This window comes from Puerhibacterium puerhi, assembly GCF_009846865.1.
Lineage (GTDB): Bacteria > Actinomycetota > Actinomycetes > Actinomycetales > Cellulomonadaceae > Puerhibacterium > Puerhibacterium puerhi.
Genome location: NZ_WUWN01000009.1, coordinates 1 through 25239 on the forward strand (window position 1 = coordinate 1; position 25239 = coordinate 25239).

Annotated in this window: 23 protein-coding genes and 2 tRNA genes; 20 read left to right on the forward strand and 5 right to left on the reverse strand. The window is 73.8% G+C overall.

The window, feature by feature from the left end:
• A partial coding sequence (locus tag GSF02_RS07045) for an Rne/Rng family ribonuclease (protein WP_159794182.1) occupies nucleotides 1–2272 on the forward strand: 2272 nt, incomplete at its 5' end.
• A 97-nt stretch (nucleotides 2273–2369) separates the two neighbouring features.
• Nucleotides 2370–2981 carry a thymidine kinase gene (locus GSF02_RS07050; protein WP_235915426.1) on the forward strand — a complete coding sequence of 204 codons (612 nt, stop codon included), beginning with the start codon at nucleotides 2370–2372 and terminating at the stop codon, nucleotides 2979–2981.
• 33 nt (nucleotides 2982–3014) lie between these two features.
• Here the strand turns inward: GSF02_RS07050 and GSF02_RS07055 are convergent, their stop codons facing one another.
• Together GSF02_RS07055 and GSF02_RS07060 are read right to left on the reverse strand one after the other, a co-directional pair.
• Nucleotides 3015–4103 carry a fatty acid desaturase family protein gene (locus GSF02_RS07055; RefSeq protein ID WP_159794184.1) on the reverse strand — a complete coding sequence of 363 codons (1089 nt, stop codon included), beginning with the start codon at nucleotides 4101–4103 and terminating at the stop codon, nucleotides 3015–3017.
• Nucleotides 4104–4235: 132 nt separating this feature from the next.
• Nucleotides 4236–4832, reverse strand: a complete 597-nt coding sequence (locus GSF02_RS07060; RefSeq protein ID WP_159794186.1) for a protein-L-isoaspartate O-methyltransferase family protein — start codon at nucleotides 4830–4832, stop codon at nucleotides 4236–4238.
• A gap of 98 nt (nucleotides 4833–4930) precedes the next feature.
• Here GSF02_RS07060 and GSF02_RS07065 point away from each other — a divergent pair, with 98 nt between their 5' ends.
• Complete coding sequence (locus GSF02_RS07065; protein WP_159794188.1) at nucleotides 4931–5146, forward strand: dodecin family protein; 216 nt, start codon at nucleotides 4931–4933, stop codon at nucleotides 5144–5146.
• 6 nt (nucleotides 5147–5152) lie between these two features.
• Here GSF02_RS07065 and GSF02_RS07070 read toward each other — a convergent pair whose 3' ends face one another.
• Nucleotides 5153–7066, reverse strand: coding sequence for a BCCT family transporter (locus GSF02_RS07070; protein WP_159794190.1), 1914 nt, complete (start codon nucleotides 7064–7066; stop codon nucleotides 5153–5155).
• A gap of 315 nt (nucleotides 7067–7381) precedes the next feature.
• On the opposite strand from GSF02_RS07070, the gene rplU reads away from it, so the two are divergent.
• The 4 genes from rplU (at nucleotide 7382) to proB (ending at nucleotide 10857) form a co-directional block, all read left to right on the forward strand.
• The gene (gene rplU / locus GSF02_RS07075) at nucleotides 7382–7690 is read left to right on the forward strand and encodes a 50S ribosomal protein L21 (protein WP_201308835.1); all 309 of its coding nucleotides are present in this window, start codon (nucleotides 7382–7384) and stop codon (nucleotides 7688–7690) included.
• A gap of 77 nt (nucleotides 7691–7767) precedes the next feature.
• Entirely contained in the window at nucleotides 7768–8019 is a 252-nt protein-coding gene (gene rpmA, locus GSF02_RS07080; protein ID WP_159794194.1) for a 50S ribosomal protein L27, read from the forward strand.
• A 78-nt stretch (nucleotides 8020–8097) separates the two neighbouring features.
• Entirely contained in the window at nucleotides 8098–9615 is a 1518-nt protein-coding gene (gene obgE / locus GSF02_RS07085) for a GTPase ObgE (protein ID WP_159794196.1), read from the forward strand.
• Nucleotides 9616–9675: 60 nt separating this feature from the next.
• Nucleotides 9676–10857 (forward strand): glutamate 5-kinase, encoded by a 1182-nt coding sequence (gene proB, locus GSF02_RS07090; protein WP_159794198.1) that lies wholly within the window; start codon nucleotides 9676–9678, stop codon nucleotides 10855–10857.
• Between the two features lie 31 nt (nucleotides 10858–10888).
• Here the strand turns inward: proB and GSF02_RS07095 are convergent, their stop codons facing one another.
• Complete coding sequence (locus GSF02_RS07095; RefSeq protein WP_159794200.1) at nucleotides 10889–12268, reverse strand: MFS transporter; 1380 nt, start codon at nucleotides 12266–12268, stop codon at nucleotides 10889–10891.
• Between the two features lie 136 nt (nucleotides 12269–12404).
• On the opposite strand from GSF02_RS07095, the gene GSF02_RS07100 reads away from it, so the two are divergent.
• The 9 genes from GSF02_RS07100 (at nucleotide 12405) to GSF02_RS07135 (ending at nucleotide 17541) form a co-directional block, all read left to right on the forward strand.
• Nucleotides 12405–13703 carry a glutamate-5-semialdehyde dehydrogenase gene (locus GSF02_RS07100; RefSeq protein ID WP_159794202.1) on the forward strand — a complete coding sequence of 433 codons (1299 nt, stop codon included), beginning with the start codon at nucleotides 12405–12407 and terminating at the stop codon, nucleotides 13701–13703.
• A gap of 100 nt (nucleotides 13704–13803) precedes the next feature.
• On the forward strand, nucleotides 13804–13953 hold the full coding sequence (locus GSF02_RS18560) for a hypothetical protein (protein WP_201308829.1): 150 nt from the start codon (nucleotides 13804–13806) through the stop codon (nucleotides 13951–13953).
• A gap of 28 nt (nucleotides 13954–13981) precedes the next feature.
• Nucleotides 13982–14608, forward strand: coding sequence for a nicotinate-nucleotide adenylyltransferase (gene nadD / locus GSF02_RS07105; RefSeq protein ID WP_268892855.1), 627 nt, complete (start codon nucleotides 13982–13984; stop codon nucleotides 14606–14608).
• Entirely contained in the window at nucleotides 14601–15518 is a 918-nt protein-coding gene (locus GSF02_RS07110) for a hypothetical protein (protein WP_159794206.1), read from the forward strand. The genes nadD and GSF02_RS07110 overlap by 8 nt, the downstream gene beginning before the upstream one ends.
• Nucleotides 15515–15919: a ribosome silencing factor gene (gene rsfS, locus GSF02_RS07115; RefSeq protein WP_159794208.1), complete on the forward strand. Its 405-nt coding sequence runs from the start codon at nucleotides 15515–15517 to the stop codon at nucleotides 15917–15919. Before GSF02_RS07110 ends, rsfS begins: the two co-directional genes overlap by 4 nt.
• 8 nt (nucleotides 15920–15927) lie before the next feature.
• On the forward strand, nucleotides 15928–16650 hold the full coding sequence (locus GSF02_RS07120; RefSeq protein WP_159794210.1) for a histidine phosphatase family protein: 723 nt from the start codon (nucleotides 15928–15930) through the stop codon (nucleotides 16648–16650).
• 69 nt (nucleotides 16651–16719) lie between these two features.
• Nucleotides 16720–16792, forward strand: a tRNA-Ala gene (locus GSF02_RS07125).
• A 338-nt stretch (nucleotides 16793–17130) separates the two neighbouring features.
• The gene (locus GSF02_RS07130; RefSeq protein WP_159794212.1) at nucleotides 17131–17388 is read left to right on the forward strand and encodes a hypothetical protein; all 258 of its coding nucleotides are present in this window, start codon (nucleotides 17131–17133) and stop codon (nucleotides 17386–17388) included.
• Nucleotides 17389–17468: 80 nt separating this feature from the next.
• Nucleotides 17469–17541: transfer RNA gene (locus GSF02_RS07135), tRNA-Ala, on the forward strand.
• Nucleotides 17542–17652: 111 nt separating this feature from the next.
• Here the strand turns inward: GSF02_RS07135 and GSF02_RS07140 are convergent.
• Complete coding sequence (locus GSF02_RS07140; protein ID WP_159794214.1) at nucleotides 17653–18684, reverse strand: LacI family DNA-binding transcriptional regulator; 1032 nt, start codon at nucleotides 18682–18684, stop codon at nucleotides 17653–17655.
• A 271-nt stretch (nucleotides 18685–18955) separates the two neighbouring features.
• On the opposite strand from GSF02_RS07140, the gene GSF02_RS07145 reads away from it, so the two are divergent.
• From GSF02_RS07145 to GSF02_RS07160, 4 genes are all read left to right on the forward strand, one after another.
• Entirely contained in the window at nucleotides 18956–20272 is a 1317-nt protein-coding gene (locus GSF02_RS07145; RefSeq protein WP_159794216.1) for an ABC transporter substrate-binding protein, read from the forward strand.
• A gap of 153 nt (nucleotides 20273–20425) precedes the next feature.
• Entirely contained in the window at nucleotides 20426–21337 is a 912-nt protein-coding gene (locus GSF02_RS07150) for a carbohydrate ABC transporter permease (RefSeq protein ID WP_235915427.1), read from the forward strand.
• 4 nt (nucleotides 21338–21341) lie between these two features.
• Entirely contained in the window at nucleotides 21342–22139 is a 798-nt protein-coding gene (locus GSF02_RS07155; protein ID WP_201308830.1) for a carbohydrate ABC transporter permease, read from the forward strand.
• The gene (locus tag GSF02_RS07160; protein ID WP_159794218.1) at nucleotides 22136–25225 is read left to right on the forward strand and encodes a glycoside hydrolase family 2 TIM barrel-domain containing protein; all 3090 of its coding nucleotides are present in this window, start codon (nucleotides 22136–22138) and stop codon (nucleotides 25223–25225) included. The genes GSF02_RS07155 and GSF02_RS07160 overlap by 4 nt, the downstream gene beginning before the upstream one ends.
• Nucleotides 25226–25239 lie beyond the last annotated feature (14 nt).

A 25239-nucleotide genomic window follows, 5' to 3' on the forward strand; every position in this document is an offset into this window, starting at 1 on the left:
CCCGGCCGAGGCTGCGGCGCCGGCCGCTGCCGAGCCCGCCGGCGGCCCCGCCACCGAGCCCGTCACCGAGCCCGTCACCGAGCCCGCCACGGCCCCGGAGCCCGTGCTGAGCGAGGACGAGGTCGCCGCGGCCGAGGAGGTCGCCGCGATCGAGGCCGAGCTGCTGGCCGACGGCGTGGAGCTGGTCGACCTCGCCCCCGAGGACCTCGTCGAGGACGAGACCGACATCGACACCGACACCGACACCGAGGCCGACGCCGAGGGCGACCTCGACGCCGAGGAGCGCCCGCGCCGCCGTCGGCGCCGGGGCGGTCGCGGCCGCCGGGGCGGGCGCCGCGGCGACGAGCCCGCGGACCGCGAGGACGAGGAGCCCGAGGACGAGGCCGAGGAGGCCGAGGAGACCTCCGGCGCCGACGAAGGCCAGGGCGTCGAACGGGACGAGGCGGCAGCGGGCGAGCAGGACGACGAGCAGGAGGGCGGCGCGTCGCGCCGTCGCCGGCGGCGCCGCCGCGGCTCGCGTGCCGAGCGCCTCGAGCGCGCCGAGACCGCGACCGGCCGCGCGCGCGAGCGTGACGAGGTCACCGCGCTCAAGGGCTCGACCCGCCTGGAGGCCAAGCGCCAGCGCCGCCGCGAGGGCCGCGACGCCGGCCGCCGCCGCCAGATCATCACCGAGGCCGAGTTCCTCGCGCGCCGCGAGTCGGTCAAGCGCTCGATGATCGTGCGCGAGAAGAACGGCCGCACGCAGATCGCGGTGCTCGAGGACGGCGTGCTCGTGGAGCACTACGTCTCGCAGCAGTCGCAGGCCTCGATGGTCGGCAACGTCTACCTCGGCCGCGTGCAGAACGTGCTGCCCTCCATGGAGGCGGCGTTCGTCGACGTCGGCAAGGGCCGCAACGCCGTGCTGTACGCCGGCGAGGTGAACTGGGACGCCGCGGGCCTCGAGGGCCAGCCGCGCCGCATCGAGCAGGCCCTCAAGTCGGGCGACACCGTGCTGGTGCAGGTCACCAAGGACCCGATCGGGCACAAGGGCGCGCGCCTGACCAGCCAGATCACCCTGGCCGGCCGCTACCTCGTGTTCGTTCCCGGTGGGGGCATGACCGGCATCAGCCGCAAGCTGCCCGACGTCGAGCGGGGCCGCCTCAAGAAGATCCTGCGCGAGATCGTGCCCGACGGCGCCGGCGTCATCGTGCGCACCGCCGCGGAGGGCGCGAGCGCCGAGGAGCTGCGGGCCGACGTCGAGCGCCTGCAGAACCAGTGGGCGGCGATCAGCGCCAAGGCCGAGAAGGGCGCGTCGGCGCCCGCCCTGCTGCAGGGCGAGCCGGACCTGGCGATCCGCGTCGTGCGCGACATCTTCAACGACGACTTCACCTCGCTCGTCGTCCAGGGCGACGACGCGTGGCGCGAGGTCTCGGGCTATGTCGAGGAGCTGGCGCCGGACCTGCGCGAGCGCGTCACCAGGTGGACCGAGAACACGGACGCGTTCGCGGCGCACCGCATCGACGAGCAGCTCGCCAAGGGCATGGACCGCAAGGTCTGGCTGCCGTCCGGCGGTTCGCTGGTCATCGACCGCACCGAGGCGATGACGGTCATCGACGTCAACACCGGCAAGTTCACCGGCGAGGGCGGCACGCTCGAGGAGACCGTCACCCGCAACAACCTCGAGGCGGCCGAGGAGATCGTCCGCCAGCTGAGGCTGCGGGACATCGGCGGCATCATCGTCATCGACTTCATCGACATGGTGCTCGAGTCGAACCGCGACCTGGTGCTGCGCCGCCTCGTGGAGTGCCTGGGCCGCGACCGGACCAAGCACCAGGTGGCCGAGGTGACCTCGCTCGGCCTGGTGCAGATGACCCGCAAGCGCGTGGGCCAGGGCCTGGTCGAGGCGTTCTCGGAGACCTGCGAGCACTGCAAGGGCCGCGGGTTCATCGTGCACGCCGACCCGATCGAGAAGAGCCACCACAACCACGCCCACGACAACGGCGGCGACGCCGAGGGCTCGAAGCGCGCGCGCCGCAAGCGCGGCGCGGCCAAGGAGCCCGAGCCGGCGCACGCCGACGTCCCCAAGCTCCCCGACGACAAGTCGGAGGCGCGCGAGGCCGTCAAGGCCACCCTGGCGACCATCGCGGCCGCCGCGGCGCACGCCCACGAGCACAAGGACGACGAGGCGGTGGTGGTCGAGGAGACCCGGACCGTCCAGCAGACCGTCGTCGTCGCCGGCCGCGAGGAGGTCGTGGAGCCCGTCGGCGAGCCGACCGGGCCCGCCGAGGACTGAGGCCGCCCAGTCGCGACGCACGACGCCCCGCCGCGCACCGCGCGGCGGGGCGTCGTCGTGCGCGGGGTGTGCTTGACCGGTCGGCTTGACTGGGCGCATGACTGGGCGCATGACGGGGGAGCAGGGCGCGGCGCCGGGCCTGGGCGCCGGGCGCATCGAGGTCGTCGCCGGGCCGATGTTCGCCGGCAAGTCGGAGGAGCTGGTGCGGCGGGTGCGCCGCGCGCAGCTGGCGGGCCGCGCCGTCGTCGTGGTCAGCCACGCGCTCGACACACGCTCGGGCGCCGGGCGGGTCGCCTCGCACTCGGGCCTGGAGATGGCGTCGCTGCAGGCCGCCTCGGCGGCGGACGTGCCCGGGCTCGTCCCGCCCGGCACGGAGCTCGTCGCCATCGACGAGGCGCAGTTCTTCGGCCCGGGGCTCGTCGAGGTCGTCGCTGGCCTCGCGGACGCGGGGGTCGTCGTCGTGGTGGCCGGGCTCTCGGTGACGTTCGACGGCCGGCCGTTCGAGCCGCTGCCGGCCCTCATGGCCGTGGCCGAGCGCGTCGACAAGCTCACCGCCGTCTGCGCCGTGTGCGGGCGGGACGCCGCCTACCACGTGCGGGTCCGCGCCGACGGTCCGCCCGAGGCCGCCACCGACGCCGCGGCCCCCGTGGCCGCGCACGTCGGCGGCGCGGAGTCCTACCAGGCCCGCTGCCGCCTGCACCGCGCCTGAGCGCGCGCGGCGGCCGGCCCGGCCGGGCCGCCGTCAGACCCCGCGCAGGCGGTGGTAGGCGGGGCAGTCGAACGGGTCGCGCGCCGCGAGGCCGACCCGGTTGAGGTAGCGCACCACGATCGCGTAGGACCGCACGAGGCTCGTCTCGGTGTAGGGCACCTGGTGGGCGGCGCAGTGCGCGCGCACCAGCTCGCGGGCGCGGGCCAGGTGCGGGCGCGGCATGCTCGGGAACAGGTGGTGCTCCACCTGGTGGTTGAGCCCGCCCATCAGCACGCTCATCAGCGCGCCGCCGCGGATGTTGCGCGAGGTCAGGACCTGCTTGGAGAAGAAGTCGATCCGGCTCTCGGCCGGGATGATCGCCATGCCCTTGTGGTTGGGCGCGAACGAGGCGCCCATGTAGACGCCGAAGACGGCGAGCTGGACGCCGAGGAACGCCGCGGCGAGCCCGGGCGGCAGGAACCAGCACACCGCCGCGACGTACGCGGCCAGCCGCACCGCGATGGCGGCCACCTCGAGCGCACGCGCGCCGCGGTCGGCGCGCGTGCCGTGCAGCAGCGAGCGGATCGAGGTGACGTGCAGGTTGAGCCCCTCGAGGGTCAGCAGCGGGAAGAACGCCCAGCCCTGCACCCGGGTGAGCGGCCGCAGCCAGCGGTGCTGGGCGCGGGCGCCGTCCTCGGTGAAGACGACGGTGTCGTTGGCGATGTCCGGGTCCTTGCCGAGCCGGTTGGGGTTGGCGTGGTGGCGCGAGTGCTTGGACATCCACCAGGAGTAGCTGATGCCCACCACGCCGTTGGCGAGGAACCGCCCCAGGCGGTCGTTGGCCGGGCCGGAGGCGAGCACCTGGCGGTGGGCCGCCTCGTGGGCGAGGAACGCGAACTGCGTCAGCACGATCCCCAGGGCGCCGGCGACCAGCAGCTGCAGCCACGAGTCGCCCAGGAGCACGAACCCGGCGACGAGGCCGCCGAGCGCCACGACGAGCACGGCGCCGGTCCACGCGTAGTACCGGTAGGCGCGGCGCAGGAGGCCGGCCTCCCGCACGGCCTGGGACAGGGCGGTGTAGGAGCTGGTGGCGGCCGTGCGGCGCGCGGAGGAGGGTGCGGTGGACGGTGCTGCCAGGGGCATGCTGCCTCGCAGGGGTCGGGGTCGACTTCCCAGCCGCGGAGGTGAGCGGGTGCCCGTGGATGCCCCGAGCCTACGGGACCGTAGGTTTCGCCGCGCGCGGCACGTGTGAAGGGTGTGCGCGGGTCCGGCGGATCACTCCTCGGCCTCGACGAGCGGCACGAACGAGTAGGTGCCGTGCCCGCTGACGTGCACCTCGCCGTCGTCGTCCCGGGTGACCAGCGCCAGCACGTGGCGCACCGGGATGACCATGCGGCCGCCGGGTGCCACCTGCGCCACGAGCGCCGGCGGCAGCGACTGCGCGGCGGCGGAGACCAGCACGCGCTCCCACCCGCCGGGGCGCGGGGCGCCGAGCACGCCCGGCGCCGCGCCGACGAGCCGGGCCCACGGCATGCCCGCCCGTGCGACGTTGGCGGCGCCCCAGGCCGCCAGGCCCGGACGCACCTCGACGCCGAGCACCTCGCCGTCGGGCCCGACGAGGTGCCCGAGCAGCGCCGTCGTCCAGCCGGACCCCGCGCCCACGTCGAGCACGCGGGCGCCGCGGGGCACCCGCAGCAGCCGCAGCATCGCCGCCACCGTGGACGGCTGCGAGCACGTCTGGCCCAGCCCGATGTCGAGCGGCCGGTCCTCGCGGGCGTGCGCCCGGCGCGCGCGGGGCAGGAAGCCCCGCCGGTCCACGGCGCGCAGCGCCTCGGCCACGGGGTCGTCGCCGGCGTCCCACGCGCGCCCCATGCCCCCATCGTGCCGCCGAGTGGCGCGGCCCACAGGCCGGGCCGATCCTGGCGGTGCACCGAGGCGGTGCGGACGGTCGACGACGATCGGAGGACGACATGGCAGGCACCCACACGGTCGCGCGGATCACCGAGATCAGCGCACGGTCGGAGACGAGCTTCGAGGACGCCATCCGGGTCGGTGTGGAGCGGGCCACCTCCACGCTGCGCCACGTCCAGGGGGCGTGGGTCAAGGACCAGAAGGTCGAGATCGAGGACGGCCGCATCGTCGCGTGGACGGTGATGCTCGCGATCACGTTCGTCCTCGAGGACTGAGCGGCCTCAGCCCACCGGTGCGGGCGTGCGGCCGTCGCCGGCCGCATCCGCGGGCCGCTCGCCGGAACGGTCCGCCCTGTCCTGGGGGTGGTCCTCGGGGTGGTCCTCGGGCTGGTCCTCGGGCTGGTCCTCGGGCTGGTACCAGTCCGTCAGCGCCGGGTCCTCGGTGTCCAGCCAGGCGCCGGCCCCCTCGTCGGGCTCGGTGGCGACGACGCCGACGACGAAGTCGTCGCCGTGCTCCTCGATGCCCGCGCGCACGCCCTGGTCGAGGGCCTCGCGCGCGTACCGCCGGCGCAGCGTGAGCGGGTCGCGTGCCAGGTCCTTGGCCCACGCCACCATCACGAGGATCTGCAGCCCTGACAGCGCCACCTGCCCGCCGCCGACGAGCAGCACGGCGGCGATCGCGGCCAGCGCGACGCCCCACACCACGGTGGTCCACCGGCGCGGCTCCGGGTTGCCCTCCTCCGACAGGCTCGCCATGACGATCGAGGCCGAGTCCGCGCTGGTGACGAAGAAGATGACGATCGAGACCATCGCCAGCACCGACGTCACGGCGCCGAAGGGCAGCTCGCGCAGCACGGTGAACAGCATGTCCTCGCCGGACTCGGCGGCGCTGATCGCGGCGCCGGTCTGCTCCAGCCACATGCTGGTGCCACCCACGATCGTGAACCAGACCAGGCACACGACGCTCGGCACGACGATCACGGTGACCACGAACTCGCGCAGCGTGCGGCCGCGGCTGATCTTGGCGATGAACATGCCCACGAACGGCGTCCAGGACACCCACCACGCCCAGTAGTAGGTGGTCCAGGTGCTCATGAACCCCTGGGCGTCCGGCGCGGACGCCGCGGACTGCGCCATCAGCGTGGGCAGGTCGCCGACGAACGTCATCAGCACGCCGGGCACGAGGTTGAGCAGCAGCACCGTGGGCCCGACCACGAAGACGAACAGCCCGAGCAGCCCGGCCACGGCCATGTTGATGTTCGACAGCGCGCGGATGCCGCGCTTCAGGCCGGAGACGGCCGAGAAGATGAACGCCACGGCCAGCAGGGCGATGATCCCGACGATCACGCCGTTGCCCAGCGGCCCCGTGCCGCCGACGATCTCGACGCCCCGGCCGATCTGCAGCGCTCCGATGCCGAGCGACACCGCGGTGCCGAAGAGCGTGACGACGATCGCGAAGACGCCGACGACCTTGCCCAGCGGGCCCTCGGTGCGTCGGCCGAAGATCGGCTCCAGCAGCGCCGACATCAGCGGGGAGCGACCTTTGCGGTAGGCGGCGTACGCGACCGCGCCGCCGACCAGGGCGTAGTAGCCCCACGCGACCGGCCCCCAGTGGAACAGCGTCTGGGCGAGGGCCACGTGCATCGCCTCGTTGCTGCCGGCCGCGACGTCCTCGAACGCGGGCGGGAGCTCCAGGAAGTAGGTCATCGGCTCGAGCGGCCCGTAGAACAGCAGCCCGATGCCGATGCCCGCGGAGAACAGCATCGCGACCCAGGAGACGGTGGAGAACTCCGGCTTCTCGTCGTCCTGCCCCAGGCGCACCGCGCGGTAGCGGCCGAAGCCCAGCCACATCATGAACAGGAAGACCGCCACGGTCAGGATGCCGAAGAACCAGCCGAAGTCCGTGGTGACGACCGAGAACCCGGCGGCGGCGAAGGCGGCGAGGCCGTCGGGGGCGGCGACGCCCCAGACGATCACCGCGACCACCAGCGCGGCGGCGACGGCGAAGACGACCCTGTCGACGCCGAAGCTGCGGTGCGTCTGCTCGACCCCGATGCCGGGCAGGAGCGCCGGGTGCGGGAGCCCGGCGGGGGCGGGGGCGGCGACCTCCCGCAGGATGCGGGCGGCGCGAGGCCTTTGGGCGGGCGTCGTATGGCCGGGCTCGTCACCGGACGAGGTGCGCTGGCTGGGCGCCATGGATACGTGTCCTCTCATCAACAGGTCAAGAGACGGCCAACGACCCTAGCAGCACGGCCGCCTCCCCTTTGCCGAGGGGATAGATACCGCATCGGCGCGCGCCGCGCCCGTCGGAGGGGTGCGCGGCGGTGCTGCACCTCACGTTTGAACCGGGGGGAGGCGTCGCGTAGGCTGTGACGTCGGCGCGCCCTCGGTGCGCCTGTCCCGTGTGCCCACGGACGCACCGCACTCGACCGCCGCGGCGGGCCGAGTTGCCGACCAAGACGGTGTACCCCGACGTGCGGCACGCCAAGACCAGGAGAGATGAGCAGCAACGTGGTTTACGCGATCGTCAAGGCCGGTGGCCGTCAGGAGAAGGTGTCCGTCGGGGACATCGTCGTCACGAACAAGATCGAGGCGAAGGCCGGCGACACCGTCGAGCTCGCCGCTCTCCTGCTGGTGGACGGGGAGAAGGTGACCACCGACGCCGCCGCGCTGGCGAAGGTCAAGGTCACCGCCGAGGTCGTGCGGGACGAGAAGGGCCCGAAGGTCACGATCCTCAAGTACAAGAACAAGACCGGCTACCGCAAGCGCCAGGGTCACCGCCAGAGCCTGACCCGCCTGAAGGTCACCGGCATCAAGTGACTTCCCGGCGTCGCGGGCCCGCCCGCGCCGCGCCGGTGATCAACCCCGTTCTTCAGTACTGAAAGCAGGTCAGACAGATGGCACACAAGAAGGGCGCGAGCTCCTCGCGCAACGGTCGCGACTCGAACGCCAAGTCCCTCGGCGTCAAGCGCTTCGGCGGTCAGGTCGTCAAGGCCGGCGAGATCATCGTCCGCCAGCGCGGCACCCACTTCCACCCGGGCGCCAACGTCGGCCGCGGTGGCGACGACACGCTGTTCGCGCTGGCCGCCGGCTCGGTCCAGTTCGCGACGCGTCGTGGCCGCAAGGTCGTCGACATCGTCGAGGCCTGAGCCTCACCCCGAAACACTCCAGCGGAGGGGCGCACCGGTGCGGTGCGCCCCTCCGCTGCGTCCTGAGAGGATCGTCCCATGGCCAGCTTCGTCGACCGAGTCGTCCTGCACGCTTCCGGCGGAGACGGCGGCCACGGTGTCGCCTCCATCCGCCGCGAGAAGTTCAAGCCCCTGGCGGGCCCCGACGGCGGCAACGGCGGCGACGGCGGCAGCGTCCGCCTCGTCGTCGACCCCCAGGTCACCACGCTGCTCGAGTACCACCACCTGCCCCACCGCCACGCCACCAACGGCACCCAGGGCATGGGCGACGACCGCGACGGCGCCAAGGGCGAGGACCTCGTGCTGCGCGTGCCCGACGGCACCGTGGTCAAGGACCCCGACGGCACCGTGCTCGCGGACCTGGTCGGCGCGGGCGCCGAGTACGTCGTGGCGCACGGCGGGCGCGGCGGCCTCGGCAACCGCGCGCTGTCCTCGCCCAAGCGCAAGGCCCCCGGCTTCGCGCTGCTGGGCGAGCCAGGCGAGACCGCCGACGTCGTGCTCGAGCTCAAGACGATCGCGGACGTCGCGCTCGTCGGCTTCCCCAGCGCCGGCAAGTCGTCGCTCATCGCCGCGATCTCCGCGGCGCGGCCGAAGATCGCCGACTACCCGTTCACCACGCTCGTGCCGAACCTCGGCGTGGTCGAGGCGGGGGACACCCGGTTCACCGTCGCCGACGTGCCGGGCCTGATCCCCGGCGCGAGCGAGGGCAAGGGCCTGGGCCTGGAGTTCCTGCGCCACATCGAGCGCACCGCCGTGATCGTGCACGTGCTCGACTGCGCCACGCTCGAGCCGGGCCGCGACCCGCTCACCGACCTCGACGTCATCGAGGCCGAGCTCGCCGCCTACGCCGGCGACCTGGAGATCTCCGGCGGCCGGGTGCCGCTGACCGAGCGCCCCCGCCTGGTGGTGCTCAACAAGATCGACGTGCCGGAGGCGCGCGAGCTGGCCGACCTGGTGCGCCCGGAGCTCGAGGCCCGCGGCCTGCGGGTGTTCGAGATCTCGACGGCGAGCCACGAGGGCCTGCGCCCGCTGACGTTCGCGCTCGCCGAGATCGTCGCCCAGGCCCGCGCCGCCGCGCCGGCGCCCGAGCCGGCCCGCGTGGTGCTGCGCCCGCGCGCCGTCGACGAGGCGGGCTTCACGGTCACGCGCAAGAGCGACGCCGACGGCGTCTACTACGAGGTGCGCGGCGCCAAGCCGGAGCGCTGGGTGCGCCAGACGGACTTCAACAACGACGAGGCCGTCGGCTTCCTCGCCGACCGCCTGGCCAAGCTCGGCGTCGAGGACAAGCTCTTCGAGGCCGGCGCCGTGGCGGGCGACGAGGTGCGCATCGGCGACCCGCGCAACGCCGTCGTCTTCGACTGGGAGCCCACGCTCATGACGGGCCCCGAGCTGCTCGGCGCCCGCGGCACCGACCTGCGCCTCGAGGACCGCGCGCGGCCCACGCGCGCCGACCGGCGCCGGGAGTTCACCGAGCGCATGGACGCCAAGACGGAGGCGCGCCGCGAGCTGTGGACCGAGCGCGAGCAGGGCATCTGGACCCGTCCGGACGACGAGTGACGGCGGTCTGACCGGCGGACACGTCCGCGCGGCGGGCGTCCGGCGGGCGATGATGGGGCAGTGAACGTCCCCCTCGTCCGCGCCGTCCCCCGCGATGCCAGCTCGCGCGCCGCGCTGCCCGCCGCCCGCCGCGTCGTCGTCAAGATCGGGTCGTCCTCGCTCACCGGGCCGGACGGCCTGCTCGACGTCGGCGCCCTGCGCGCGCTGGTCGACGTGCTGGCCGCGCGGCACGCCGCGGGCGGGCAGGTCGTGCTGGTGACCTCCGGCGCCATCTCGGCCGGCATCGGTCCCCTCGGCCTGGCCACGCGCCCGCGGGACCTGGCCACCATGCAGGCTGCCGCGTCGGTGGGCCAGGGGATGCTCGTGGCCCGCTACACCGAGGCGTTCGCCGCGCACGGCATCGGCGTGGGGCAGATCCTGCTCACCGCCGAGGACACGGTGCGCCGCCTGCGCTACAAGAACGCCCAGCGCTCGCTGTCGCGGCTGCTGGCGCTCGGCGTCGTGCCGGTGGTCAACGAGAACGACGCCGTGACCACCGACGAGCTGAAGTTCGGCGACAACGACCGGCTCGCCGCGCTCGTGTCGCACCTGGTCAAGGCGGACGCGCTCGTGCTGCTCACCGACGTCGACGGCCTGCACGACGCGCCGCCGTCGCGCCCCGGCGCCCGCCGCATCCCGCACGTGGGCGACCTGGCCGAGGTGGCGGACGTGCCCGTGACCGCCCGCGGCAGCGTGCTGGGCACCGGCGGCATGGTCACCAAGCTGGAGTCGGTGCGCATCGCGACGGCGTCCGGCGTGCCGGTGGTGCTCACGCGCGCGGCGAACGCCGCCGCGGCGCTGGCGGGCGAGGACGTCGGCACGTTCTTCGCCGCCACGGGCCGGCGGACCTCGGCGCGCCGGCTGTGGATCGCGCACGCGGCGCGGGTGCGCGGTCGGCTGCACGTCGACGACGGCGCGGCCCGGGCGGTGCTCGGCGGGCGGGCGTCGCTGCTGCCGGCCGGGGTGACGCGGGTCGACGGCGAGTTCGACGCCGGCGACCCCGTCGAGCTCGTGGCGCCGGACGGCGCCGTCGTGGCCCGCGGACTGGTGGCGTTCGACTCCCACGAGCTGCCCGCCCTGCTGGGCCGCCAGACGGCCGAGCTGCGCGCGGCGCTGGGGGAGGGGTACGACCGCGAGATCGTGCACCGCGACGACCTGGTGCTCGAGCCGCGGGCCCGCGCGCGGGCCCGCGCCCCGCGCTGACCCCGCCCCGCGCTGACCGCCTCCGCAACGGTCAGGCGGTGGGGAGGTCCTCCTCCAGGCGGCGGCCCTTGAGCTCCGCGAGCAGCGCCGAGCCGGCCATCGCCAGCACGAACGCCGCGGCGAACACCACGAAGACGCCGACGGTCCCGATGCGGTCGTGCAGCGGCAGCACCACCAGCGGGGCGAGGATCGAGGCGACCCGGCCGAACGCCGTCGCGCTGCCGGAGCCGGTGGCGCGCACGGCGGTGGGGTAGCTCTCCGGGGTCACCGCGTACAGCGCGCCCCAGGCGCCGAGGTTGAAGAACGACAGCGCGATGCCGGCGACGAGGATCGCCGGCACCGAGCCCGCCAGGCCGAAGCCGATCGCCGAGACCGCCGAGCCGGCCAGGAACGTCACCAGCACGGCGCGCCGGCCCCAGGACTCGATGAGCCAGGCGGCCACGGCGTACCCGGGCAGCTGGGCGAGCGTGAAGACGAGGGTGAACGTGAACGAGCGCACCATGCCGAACCCGTCGGCCACCAGCAGGGTGGGCATCCAGGTGAACGCGCCGTAGTAGGCGAAGTTCACGCCGAACCAGGTCAGCCACAGCGCCACGGTCCGGCGGCGCAGCGCCGCGGTGAACAGCTCGCGCACCGGGACGCGCGGCGCGGGCGCGGCAGTGCGGGCCGCGGGGGTGACGGCGACGGCGGCCCGGTCCCCGGCGCCCGCGGGCGCCGGCACGCCGGCCGAGGCCTCGAAGCGGCGCACCGCCGCCTCGGCCTCGGCGTGGCGGCCCTGGCGCTCGAGGAACCGCACCGACTCGGGCAGGCCGGTGCGCACGACGATGGCGTACAGCGCCGGCACGAGCCCGATGAGGAACGCCCAGCGCCAGCCGTCGTCGGACCCAGCGACGACGAAGGTGCCGATGAGCGCCGCGGCGATCCAGCCGACGGCCCAGAAGGACTCGAGCACCACGATGACCCGGCCGCGGATGCGCGCGGGGGCGTACTCGCTCACCAGCGTCGAGGCCACGGGGAGCTCGGCGCCGAGGCCCAGCCCGACGACGAAGCGCAGCACCAGCAGCACGGCCACGCCGCCGGCGAGGGCCGACGCGCCGGTCGCGAGCCCGTACACGAGCAGCGTCAGGGCGAACACCTGGCGGCGGCCCACCTTGTCGGCGAGCAGGCCGCCGAGCGCTGCGCCCACGGCCATGCCGGCGAAGCCGATCGAGCCGAGCAGCGACAGCTCGCCGGTGCTCAGCTCCCACTGCACGGCCAGGGCGGCCAGCACGTAGGACACGATGCCGACGTCCATCGCGTCGAGCGCCCAGCCGACGCCGGCGCCCGTGAGCAGCCGGCCGTGCGCCCGGGTGAAGGGCAGCCGGTCGAGCCGCGCGGTGCGGCTGAGGTCGGGGGTGGTCTCGGTGGACATCGGTTCTCCCGTCGTGACCACGCCCGTCGCGGTCGGCGGAATGCTAGGGGGTGGCGCGCGGGCCTGGCCAGCGCCGTCTCGCGCGCCACCGCGGACGGCCCTGCCGCGCCGCGCGTCGCCGTCGTACCCTCGGGGCATGACCTCGACCCTCAGCGACCGGACGGCGGGCACCGACGTCGAGCAGGACGTCCGCGACGTCGCGCGCCGCGCCAAGGTGGCCTCGCGCGCCCTGGCGACCGCGACCCGCGCCACGAAGGACGCGGCGCTGCACGCCGTCGCGGACGCGCTCGTCGCCGCGGCCGACGACGTCGTCGCGGCCAACCGCGAGGACCTGGCGCGCGGCCGCGAGAACGGCCTGACGCCGGGCCTGCTTGACCGCCTCGAGCTGACCCCGGCCCGCGTGGGCGCCGTCGCCGAGGCGCTGCGCGAGCTCGCGGGCCTGCCCGACCCGGTGGGGGAGGTGCTGCGCGGCCAGACCCTGCCGAACGGCCTGCGGCTGCGCCAGCTGCGCGTGCCCATGGGCGTGGTCGGCGTGATCTACGAGGCGCGGCCGAACGTGACGGTCGACGCCGCCGGCCTCGCGCTGAAGTCGGGCAACGCGGTGATCCTGCGCGGCGGCAGCGCCGCGGCGTCGTCCAACACCGTGATCACCGACGTCATGCGCCGCGCGCTGGAGGCCCAGGGCCTGCCCGCCGACCTGGTGCAGTCCATCGACCGGTACGGCCGCCCCGGCGGCGTGGCGCTCATGCACGCCCGCGGCCTGGTCGACGTGCTCATCCCGCGCGGCGGGGCGGACCTCATCCGCACCGTCGTCCAGGAGTCGACGGTCCCGGTCATCGAGACCGGCGTGGGCAACGTGCACGTCTACGTCGACGCGACCGCCGACGTCGCCACGGCCGTCGAGATCGTCATGAACGCCAAGACCCAGCGCGTCGGCGTCTGCAACGCCGCCGAGACGCTGCTGGTGCACCGCGACGCCGCCGACGCGTTCCTGCCCGCGGCGCTCGCCGCCCTCGGCGGGGCCGGCGTGGTGCTGCACGGCGACGAGCGGACGACGGCGCTCGCGCCCGAGAGCGTCGAGGTGATCCCGGCCACCGACGCCGACTGGGCCACGGAGTACCTCGCGCTGGAGCTCGCGGTGCGCGTCGTCGACTCGCTCGACGAGGCGATCGAGCACATCCGCACCTGGTCGTCGGGCCACACCGAGGCGATCCTCACGCGCGACATCGCGGCGGCCGACCGATTCGTCGCCGAGCTCGACTCCGCAGCGATCATGGTCAACGCCTCGACGCGGTTCACCGACGGCGGCCAGCTCGGCCTGGGCGCCGAGATCGGCATCTCCACGCAGAAGCTGCACGCGCGCGGCCCGATGGGCCTGGCCGAGCTGACCACCACGAAGTGGGTGGTGCACGGCGACGGGCACGTGCGCCCCTGACCCGGCGCCCGCGCCCCGCCCCCGACGCGCCCGGGACGCTCGGGGGCGCGCCGTCGTGAGAGACTGACGACCGAAGTCCACGCACACCAGGAGGAGCATCGTGCTGCAGACCGTCGTCCAGGCCGCCCAGGAGACCAGCGAGGTCGTGGGGGGCATCTCGCCCGTCGCGCTCGGGGGCCTCGCCTTCGTCGGCTTCCTCTGCGCGCTGGGCGTGACCTACGCGTTCCGCAACGTCGGGAACCGCCACTGAGCAGCCGCTCAGGACCGTCTGCCTGCCCGTGAGTCTCGACGCCCCCGACCGCCACCCTTCCCGCCCTCGCATCGGCGTGATGGGTGGCACCTTCGACCCGATCCACCACGGACACCTCGTGGCCGCCTCGGAGGTGGCCGCGCACTTCGACCTCGACGAGGTCGTGTTCGTTCCCACGGGCAAGCCGAGCTTCAAGCAGCACCAGAGGGTCTCGCCGGCCGAGGACCGCTATCTCATGACGGTCATCGCGACGGCGTCGAACCCGCGGTTCACCGTCAGCCGGGTCGACATCGACCGGCCTGGCCTGACCTACACCGTCGACACGCTGCGCGACCTGCGCGCCGAGCGGCCCGACGCCGACCTGTTCTTCATCACCGGCGCCGACGCCGTCGAGCAGATCCTGGCGTGGAAGAACGCGGACGAGCTGTGGGGCATGGCGCACTTCGTCGCCGTGACGCGCCCCGACCACGCCCTGTCGATCGACGGCATCCCCGAGGGCGCCGTGACGACGCTCGAGGTGCCCGCCATGGCGATCTCCTCCACCGACTGCCGTCGGCGCGCCGAGGCCGGCCAGCCGGTCTGGTACCTGGTGCCCGACGGGGTGGTGCAGTACATCGCCAAGCACGGTCTGTATCGAGGTTCCGAGGATGAGTGAGAGCTCTGACCGGCCGGGACGGCCGCTGACGCGCCGCGAGCTGCGCGAGCGCGAGGAGATCCGCCTGCGCGAGGACGCACGCCCCGCGTCCGACGCCGCGGCCCCGGCGCCCGGCGCCGCCGCCCCGGCGTTCCCGCCGGTGGGCGGCGGTGCGACCCCGCCGACGCGCCGCTCGCTGCACCAGCCGCCCGCGGGGCCGGCCGGCGGCACGACGCCGCCCGTGGTGCGCCCGCCCGCCTCGACCGGCGGTGTGCGCGGCTTCGACGCGACGACCGGGCGCCTGACGCCGGTGCAGCGCACCGGCGTGGGCTCCGTGCCGGTGCAGTCCGGCGTCCCCGTGCAGTCCGGCGTCCCGGTGCGGCCCAGCACGCCGCAGCCCGGCGCCGCGTCGCCCGGTGCGCCGACCCGCACGTCGGCGCGCTCGGCGTTCCCGCCGGTGCGTCCCGCGGGCGCGACCGGCGCGCAGGCGCCCGCCTGGAACCCGGTGTCGAACCCGGTGTCGCCCGCCGCCACGTCGTCGGACCCCGCGCTCCCGGCACCGGCGCAGCCGTCGTCCGGCGCGGCGGGCATGCCCGCGAGCGTGCCCCCCGGCGGCCGCCGGCCGGCGCCGACGCCCGTGCAGCCCGCGACGCCCTCGCGGTCCGCGGCCCCCACGCCGTTCGACGCCGTGCTGGGCGTGGAGGCGCCGCAGCGTGCCGGCGCGGCGGAGCCGCAGCCGCAGGAGGCCGACGAGAAGCGCGGCGCGTCCTACACCTGGCTGCACTACATCGTCCTGGTCGTGGTCGCCTTCGTCCTCGGCCTGCTGCTGTGGAAGCTCATCGACACCGAGCAGCCCAGCTTCTCGTCCACCGACTCCGCCGCGGCGACGGTCACGACCGTCGCGCCCGGCCCCTGGGAGGGAACCCTGTGACCGCATCCGAGCGCGCCGTCGAGCTCGCCGTCGTCGCCGCCCGCGCGGCCGCCGAGCGCAAGGCGGAGGAGATCATCGCGCTCGACGTGAGCGAGCAGCTGGTGCTCACCGACGTGTTCCTCATCGCGTCCGGCACGAACGAGCGCCAGGTCTCGGCGATCGTCGACGCCGTCGAGGAGGCCATGCACAAGGCGGGCGCCAAGCCGATCCGCCGCGAGGGCCGCTCCGAGGCGCGCTGGGTGCTGCTCGACTTCGGCGACGTCGTCGTCCACGTGCAGCACGCCGAGGACCGCGTGTACTACGCGCTCGAGCGGCTGTGGAAGGACTGCCCGGTGGTGCCGCTGCCGGACGACGTCACGAACGCCGACGGCACGCCCGCCCAGCCGGCGACCGCCGACTGAGCCGCGCAGTGACCGCACGCACAGTCGTCCTGCTGCGCCACGGGCGCACCGAGTGGAACCTCGTCGGCCGCCTGCAGGGCCAGACCGACGTCCCGCTCGACGAGGTCGGCCGCTGGCAGGCCGCCGAGGCCGCCACGCACCTGGCGCGCGGCCACCGCGCGGCACGGGTGGTGGCGTCCGACCTGGCGCGGGCCGTGGACACGGCCCGCGCGTACGCCGACCTCGTGGGTGCCGAGGTGCTCCCCGACGAGCGGCTGCGCGAGCGGGCGTTCGGCAAGTGGGAGGGCCTGACCGACGCGCAGATCGCCGCCGGCTGGCCCGAGGAGCACGCCGCCTGGCGCGGCGGGCACGACGTGGAGGGCGTCCCGCCCGGCGGGGAGACCCGGGGCGAGGTCGGCCGGCGCGTGCTCGAGGCGGTCACCGAGCACGCCGAGGCCGTCGAGGACGGCGGCACGCTCGTCGTGGTCTCGCACGGCGCCGCCCTGACGACCGGCCTGACCGCGCTGCTCGGCCTGGACCCGGACGCCTGGCGCGGCGTCGTCGGCCTGACGAACGCCCACTGGTCGGAGCTGCGCCGCGCCCGCGGCGGCGACCTGGCGCCCGGGTGGCGGCTGGTCACCCACAACGTCGGCGCCGGCTACGCGGCCGAGGAGTGGCACGCCGGGCCGGCCACCGGCGCCGAGCAGCAGGCGGACACCGCCGATTTGGAGCCGAGGGGCAATCCTGCGTAGTATTACGGACGTTCCCGCGGAGCAGTCCCGGGAGCAACCACCCGAATCGGGCGTCACAGCCAGGTTCACGGGGCTGTGGCGCAGCTGGTAGCGCACCTGCATGGCATGCAGGGGGTCAGGGGTTCGAGTCCCCTCAGCTCCACCGGAGAACGCCGGACTCGTCGAGTCCGGCGTTTTTTGTCGTCCGGAGCGGGCCCGCTCGGCGCGGTTGCGCCGCCCGCGCGGCCTGCCACGGTGGAGCCATGATCGTCATCGGCGTCGACGTCGGCTCGGTCCGCCGCCCCGGCGGCTTCTCGTGGGCGGCGCCGGACGACAGCGTGCGCGGCCAGGACGACCCCTCGCTGCTCGGCGCCGTCGTCGTCGCCGCCCTGGAGGCGGGCGAGCAGGTGGCGCTGGCCGTCGAGTGCCCGCTGTCGGTCCCCGTGCCCGCCGCGACGGACGCGGGGTGGCGCCGGTGCCGAGCTGTTCGTCGCGGAGGCCATGGTGACCGCCGAGGGCAAGCCCGAGCCAGTGGGCGGCGCCGACCACGCCGACGCGGTGGCCGCCGCGCGGCGCCTCCAGGAGCTGCTGGACGACCGGGCGGCCGGAGACGCGCCCGTCGGGGACGTGACGTGCGCGCCGCACGTGCCGCTCAACCTCGCGGCCGTGACGATGCTGCACGCCGGCCTGCGCGTCGACCCGGGCGAGCTGCGGCAGGACGTGCTCGTCGCGAAGGCCCGCCCGGTGGCGGCACCGTGACCCGTCCGTGTGCGGACGTGCCACGCGGATCGGGTAGGATTCCGGAGGCTCGTGCGCCGGGGGACCGGCGGCAGGGCCGCGGGGCTGTGGCGCAGCTGGTAGCGCACCTGCATGGCATGCAGGGGGTCAGGGGTTCGAGTCCCCTCAGCTCCACCGCGCAGGACATGGGCACCGGAGCCTTCCTCCTGCCTCCACGGCGCGGGCCGATCCACCGGACGAGCGCGTCAGCGCCGCCGGCGCTGCGCACCGCCGTGTGCCGCGCGCTCAGCGCGGCGGGGGAGCCGTGCTCGCCCGGACGACGAGACGGGTCGGCACCATGACGGGCTCGAGACCCGGCGCCCCGTCGCCGCGGATCTGGACGAGCAGCAGCTCGACGAGCTCCCGGCCCATCCGGTGGAAGTCCTGCTCCACCGTGGTCAGCGGCGGGACGCTGTACTCGGACAGCCTGATCCCGTCGAAGCCGACCACGGAGACGTCCTCCGGGACGCGGCGGCCGTGCTCGTGCAGGGCCCGGAGCAGCCCGAACGCGGTCTCGTCGTTCGCGCAGAGCACCGCGGTGACGTCAGGGTCGGCCGCGACGTGCCGGCCGGCCGCGTACCCCGCCTGCGGGGTCCAGTCGCCGGGCCACGGCGGGGGCGGCGTGACGCCCGCCTCCAGCAGCCGGCCCCGCCAGGCGGCGAGCCGGCTCAGGGCGGGCTCGGAGCCGACCGGGCCCGCGACGTGGTGCACGGTCCGGTGGCCGAGGGCCAGGAGGTGCTCGACGGCGTCGCGCACGCCCTGCACCTGGTCGGCGGCCACCGCCGGGTACCGCCCGACGAGCCGGGAGTAGGAGGCGACCACCGGGAGCCCCGGCGGCAGCGCGAGCGTCTCGGGGGCGCTCTCCTCGGCGCGGATGATGACGAGGCCGTCGACCGCCCGCTGGGACAGGCGCCGCGCGGCGTGCTGCCAGTCGGCGGCGCCCGGGGTGCCCACGTGGATGAGCGTGACGGTGTAGTCCTCGAGCTCCGCGGCCTCGAGCACGGCCTCGGTGATGCCGGCCTCGCCGGTGCGGTCGAAGGCGTGCGCCAGGAGCCCGATGGTGCCGAAGTGCCCGCTCCGCAGGGCCCGGGCCACCCGGTTGGGGGAGTATCCGAGCTTCCCCATGGCGTCGAGCACGCGGTCGCGCGTGACGGGCCGCACGGACGGCGCCCCGTTCGCGACCCGGGAGACGGTCTGCGCCGACACCCCGGCCAGGAGCGCGACGTCCTGGATGGAGGGGCCGGTCGACCTCCGCCGCGCCGTCGTCGGTGTGGGCATGGCGCGATGATAGACCGCCCGCGGAGCGGGCGATGGTGACGTCACCATCGGCTTCGCCTGGTGCCGCCGCGGGCGCGTCCATCGTTACAGGAGTGTGACCTACGAACCGTGCCGCGCCGCCGAGCGGCGCTGCTATGTTCACGTCACCATTCGGGACGACGACGTCAGCAGTGGTGGAGGTGGCGGGCAGGCTGTCCGGTCACCGCTCCCGCGGCGCAGCCGTCGGACGTGGCACGCAACGACGCGACACACCAGAAGGAGACGGCGTTCCATGAGGACTACAGCACGCAAGCTCGCAGTCATGGCAGCGGTCCTGCCGCTCGGGCTCGCCCTCGCCGCCTGCGGCGGCGGTGGCGGCTCGACGGCCTCCGGTGAGGGCGGCGGGGGTGACGGCGACAACACCCTGACGGTGTGGGCGTGGGACCCGGCGTTCAACATCTACGCGCTCCAGGAGGCCGAGAAGGTCTACCAGCAGGAGAACCCGGACTTCGAGCTCGACATCCAGGAGGTGCCCTGGGAGGACGTGCAGACCCGCCTGACGACTCTCGCGCAGTCCCAGGAGACGGGGGAGCTGCCGGACATCTTCCTCATGCAGAACAACGCGTTCCAGAAGAACGTCCTCAACTACCCGGACCTCTTCAGCGACCTGTCGGGCAGCGACGTCGACTTCTCCGAGTTCCCCGAGTCCGTCGTCGCGTACTCCACGGTCGACGGCACCAACTACGGCGTGCCCTTCGACAACGGCACCGCCATCACGGCACTGCGCACGGACGTGCTCGAGCAGGCCGGATACACCGTCGACGACTTCACCGACATCACCTGGGACGAGTTCATCACGCTGGGCGAGGACGTCCTGGCGAAGACCGGGCAGCCCCTGCTGTCCGGGCAGGCGGGGTCTGCCGACCTCCCGGTGATGATGCTGCAGAGCGCCGGCGCGAGCCTGTTCGACGAGGAGGGCAACCCGACCATCGTCGACAACGACGCCCTCACCGCCGCCATCGACACCTACCAGCGGCTCGTCGAGACCGGCGTCCTGGTGGAGGTGAACACCTGGGACGAGTACATCAACACGCTCGTCAACGACTCGGTGGCCGCGACGGTGAACGGCGTGTGGATCCTCGGCTCCATCCAGAGCGCCGAGGACCAGGCCGGCAAGTGGGCCATCACGAACGTGCCCTCGCTCGACGGCGTGCAGGGCGCGACGAACTACACCGCCAACGGCGGCTCCTCGTGGGCGATCAGCTCCAACGCGGACGTCGAGCTCGCGCAGGACTTCCTGGCGAAGACGTTCGCCGGCTCCTCCGAGCTCTACGACACGATCCTGCCGGGCGCGGGCGCCCTGGCGAACTGGATCCCCGCCAGCGAGAGCGACGTCTACGGCGAGCCCCAGGAGTTCTTCGGCGGTGACGCCATCTACAGCAAGGTGGTCGGCTACGCCGAGAAGGTGCCGAGCAACAACACCGGCGCCTACTACTACGAGGGGCGCGACGCGGTGAGCGTCGCGATCACGAACATCATGAACGGGGCCGACCCGAAGGCCGCGCTCGAAGAGGCCCAGTCGACCGTCGAGTTCGCGATGGGCTCCTGACCCACCCCCGCGCGCGGCGGAGCGGCGCACGCCGTCCGCCGCGCGCGGGACCCGTCCCCCTCGAACGCACAGCTGAAAGGTGGGTCCTCCGTGGCTCGTCCGACTGCAACGGCGCAGCGGTCCGCTCCGGGAACAGCTCCCGTCGCCCGCACCGTGGCCGCGCCCCTGCCGCCCCGTCCGAAGGTCTCGCCGCTCGAGCGCCGCAAGAGCCTCACGGGCTGGGCGTTCCTGCTCCCCGCGTCCCTGCTCATCCTCTGGCTGAGCTTCTGGCCCATGATCCAGGCGGCGATCCTGTCGCTGCAGACCGGCCGCGGGACGCGGCTGAGCTTCGCCGAGCCGCTGTGGTCGAACTACACGCGCCTGCTCGAGGACGAGACCTTCAAGCTCACCCTGCAGAACACGTTCATCTACCTCGTCATCCAGGTCCCGCTCATGCTCGTCATGGCGTTGATCCTGGCGAACCTGCTGAACAACCCGAACCTGCGCTTCAAGAGCATGTGGCGCACCGCCATCTTCCTCCCGAGCGCCGTCGGCCTCGTGTCCTACGCCCTCGTCTTCCGGACGATGTTCGCCAACGACGGCCTCGTCAACGACATGCTCATGGGCCTGGGCCTGATCGACTCGCCCGTGAACTGGCTCGGTCAGACGGGCACCGCCCGCTTCGTGCTCGTCCTCGGCCTGCTGTGGCGCTGGACGGGCTACAACATGATCTTCTACCTGGCGGCGCTGCAGACGGTCGACCGCTCGACGATCGAGGCGGCCAAGATCGACGGCGCGAGCTCGGCGAAGGCGTTCTGGTACGTGACGGTGCCGCAGCTCAAGCCGATGATCCTGCTCACCGCGATCCTGTCGACGAACGGCACGCTCCAGCTCTTCGACGAGTCCTACGCGCTCACCGCCGGCGGTCCGGCGAACACGTCGATGACCATCTCGCACTACCTGTACATGGTGTCGTTCCGCAACAGCCCGAACTTCGGCTACGCGTCGGCGATCTCCTACGTGATCCTCATCATCGTCGCGGCGCTCGCCGTGGTGCAGCTCAAGGTCGGTGACAAGCGTGACTAGGTCGATGCAGAGCGTGGCGGGCTACGTCTTCCTCACCCTCGCGGCGGTGGCGTCGGTGTTCCCGCTGTACTTCATGGTGGTCTCGGCCACGAACTCGAGCAACGAGGTCCTGGCGTCGAAGCTGCTGCCGGGCACCCACCTGCTGGAGAACTTCCGGACCCTCGTCGGGGCGCAGCCCCTCGGCGTGGCGCTGTGGTACTCCGCGCTCATCGCGGTGGGCACGACGATCCTCGCCCTCGCGGTGACGTCGGTCGCGGGCTACGGCTTCGAGGTGTTCCACACGAAGGCCAAGGACCGGTTCATGGGCTTCCTCCTGCTGGGGATCATGATCCCGTTCGCGGCGACGATGATCCCGCTGTTCCGCATGTTCGGCGACCTCGGGCTCGTGAACAGCTGGATCGCCGTGGTGCTCCCCGCGATCTCGACCCCGTTCCTCGTCATGCTGTTCCGGCAGGCCTCGCGGTCGTTCCCCCACGAGATCATCGAGGCGGCGCGCATCGACGGCCTGAAGGAGCTGCAGATCTTCCTGCGGATCTACGTGCCGACGATGCGCCCCACGTTCGCGGCCGCCGCCGTCATCACGTTCATGGCGGCGTGGAACAACTTCCTGTGGCCCAAGGTCATCCTCGTCAACAACGACGTGCAGACCCTGCCGATGCTGCTGACCAACATCCAGGCCGGGTACGTCACCGACTACGGGATGCTCATGCTCGCCGTGCTGATCGCGTCCCTGCCCGCCATGCTCGTCTTCCTCGCCCTGCAGAAGAGCTTCGCCCAGGGCATCACCGGAGCCATCAAGTGACCTTCAGCCTCGCCCGCACGTCCGACCCTCGCTTCGTCGCCGAGCACCGGACGGCCCCGCACTCCGACCACCGGTGGTTCGCCTCCGCGCAGGAGGCCGCCACGGGGACCAGCTCGTTCGAGCAGAGCCTCAACGGGACGTGGCGCCTGCACTACGCCGCGAACCCGGCGGGCGTCCTGCCGGGCTTCGAGCAGCCGGACCTCGACCGCAGCGGCTGGGACGAGGTGACGGTCCCGGGCCACCTGCAGCTGCAGGGCTACCACCGGCCCCAGTACGTCAACGTGCAGTACCCCTGGGACGGGAGCGAGGCGCTCGAGCCCGGGCAGGCTCCCCGGCGCAGCAACCCCGTCGGCAGCTACGTGCGCACGTTCACGCTGGACCGCCGGCCCGCCGAGGGCGAGCGCGTGAGCATCACCTTCCACGGCGCCGAGAGCGCCGTGGCGGTGTGGGTGAACGGCCGGTACGTCGGCTACGGCGCGGACACCTTCACGCCGTCGGAGTTCGACGTCACGGACGCCCTCGTCGAGGGGGAGAACACCCTCGCCGCGCAGGTCGTCACGTGGACGTCCGGATCGTGGATCGAGGACCAGGACTTCTTCCGCTTCTCCGGTCTGTTCCGGGACGTGGTGCTCCGGCACCGCCCGGCGGTGCACGCCGAGGACGTCCGCGTCGTCACGGACGTGGCGCCCGGGCTCGACCAGGCGGTCGTGCGCGTGCGGGTGAGGCTCCAGGGGGAGGGCTCCGTCACCGCGGTGCTCGACGGCGTCGGGCCGCTCGGGCCCGGACCCGACGGCGAGCTCGTCGTCGAGGTGGCCGACCCGCACCTGTGGAGCAGCGAGGACCCGCACCTGTACGACCTGCACCTCGAGGTGCGGGACGCGGCGGGCGCAGTCACGGAGCACGTGCCGCTGCGCGTGGGCGTGCGACGCTTCGGCATCGAGGACGGCGTCCTGGCGGTCAACGGCCGCCGGGTGGTCTTCACCGGCGTCAACCGCCACGAGTTCGGGCGCCGGGGCCGGGTGATGACGCGCGAGGAGACCGAGGCCGACCTGCGCCTCATGAAGCAGATCGGCATCAACGCGGTCCGCACCAGCCACTACCCGAACAACGGCTTCTTCTACGACCTGTGCGACGAGTACGGGCTGTACGTCGTCGACGAGATGAACCTCGAGTCGCACGCCATGTGGGACCGGCTGCTGCGCCAGGAGCTGCCCGTGGAGGAGGCGCTGCCGGGTGACCGGCCCGAGTGGCTGCCGGCGCTGCTCGACCGCGCCGCCAACATGCTCGAGCGGGACAAGAACCACCCGTCGGTGGTGATGTGGTCCTGCGGCAACGAGTCCTACGGCGGCACGGGCATCCGGGCGGTCGCGGACTGGTTCCGCTCCGTCGACGACCGCCCGGTGCACTACGAGGGCGTGCACTGGGACCCGCGGTACCCGGAGACGACTGACGTGGTCAGCACGATGTACACCCCGGCGGCGGACGTCGCGGCGTTCCTCGTCGAGCACCGCGACAAGCCCGTGATCCTCTGCGAGTACGCCCACTCCATGGGCAGCTCGTTCGGCGCCGTGGGCAAGTACCTCGACCTCGCGTACCGCGACCGGCTGTTCCAGGGCGGGTTCATCTGGGACTTCGCCGACCAGGCCCTGCCGGTGACCGACCGGTACGGCCGCACGTTCGACGGCTACGGCGGGGACTTCGGCGACGTGCCGCACGACGCGGACTTCTCCGGCAACGGCATCCTCTTCGCCGACCGCACGCCGAAGCCGGCCGTCCAGGAGGTCCGGTACCTCTACCAGCCGTACCGGGTGGAGCTGCGCGTCGGCGGCGCGGACGCCGGCGTCGTGGTGCACAACCGCCACCTGTTCACGCGGTCCTCCGCCCACGCCTGCGTCGTGACGCTCGCGCGGGAGGGGCAGGTGCTCGACGAGCAGACGCTCGACACGGACGTGGCGCCCGGTGACGAGGGCGTGTACGCGCTGCCCGTGAAGGTGCCGGGGCACCCGGGGGAGTACACGGTCGACGTGTCGTTCCGCCTGCGGGCCGCCACCCGGTGGGCCGACGCAGGCCACGAGGTCGCGCACGAGCAGGCAGTGGTCCGGGTGGCCGAGCCCGCGCGCGCCGCGGCTCGCGTCGCGCCGGCGCCGACCGTCGTCGACGGCATCCACAACGTCGGCGTCCACGGAGAGGGCTTCAGCGCGCTCTTCTCGCGGCTGCACGGCGGACTCCTGTCGTACCGCACCGGGCCGGGCACCGCGACGGGCGAGGGGCGCGAGCTCCTGCGCTCCGTCCCGCAGCCGTGCTTCTGGCACGCGCCCACCTCGAACGAGCGCGGCTACGGCGGCCCGTCGGAGGACGGCCCGTGGCTGCTGGCCAGCCGGTACCCGACCCTGGACCGCGAGGCGCCGCAGCCCGAGGTCGTCCGGCACGACGACGCGGTGGCGCTCACCTTCCGGTACGTGCTGCCCACGGCCCCCGTGAGCACCTGCGCCGTGACGTACCGCGTCGACGGCACGGGCCGCGTCGAGGTGACCCAGGTCGTGCGCCCCGGCGAGGGGCTCGGGGACATGCCCGAGATGGGCATGCTGCTCACCACGGACCCCGACCTGCACCGGGTGCGGCTGTACGGCGAGGGCCCCGAGGAGTGCTACGTCGACCGGCGTGCAGGTGCCCGCCTCGACATCCACACCTTCGACGTCCGCACGGCGCTCACCCGCTACCTGCGTCCGCAGGAGGCGGGCAGCCGCACGGGCGTGCGGTGGGCGGAGGTGACCGACGACGACGGCGTCGGCATCCGGCTGGAGCACCTCGGTGACCCCGGCCCGACCGGCGGCATGGAGCTGTCGGCCCTGCCGTGGACGCCCTTCGAGATCGAGAACGCGGCCCACCCGAACGAGCTGCCCCCGGTCCACCGGACGGTCCTGCGTCCGGCCCTGCAGCGCCGAGGCGTGGGCGGCGACGACTCCTGGGGGGCTCGCACCCACCCGGAGTTCCTCCTGCCCACCGGCCGGGAGCTGACGTTCCGGTTCGCGTTCCATGGCATCGGCCATGGCATCGGTTATGGCATCGGCTGTGGCATCGGCTAGGGCATCGGCTAGCG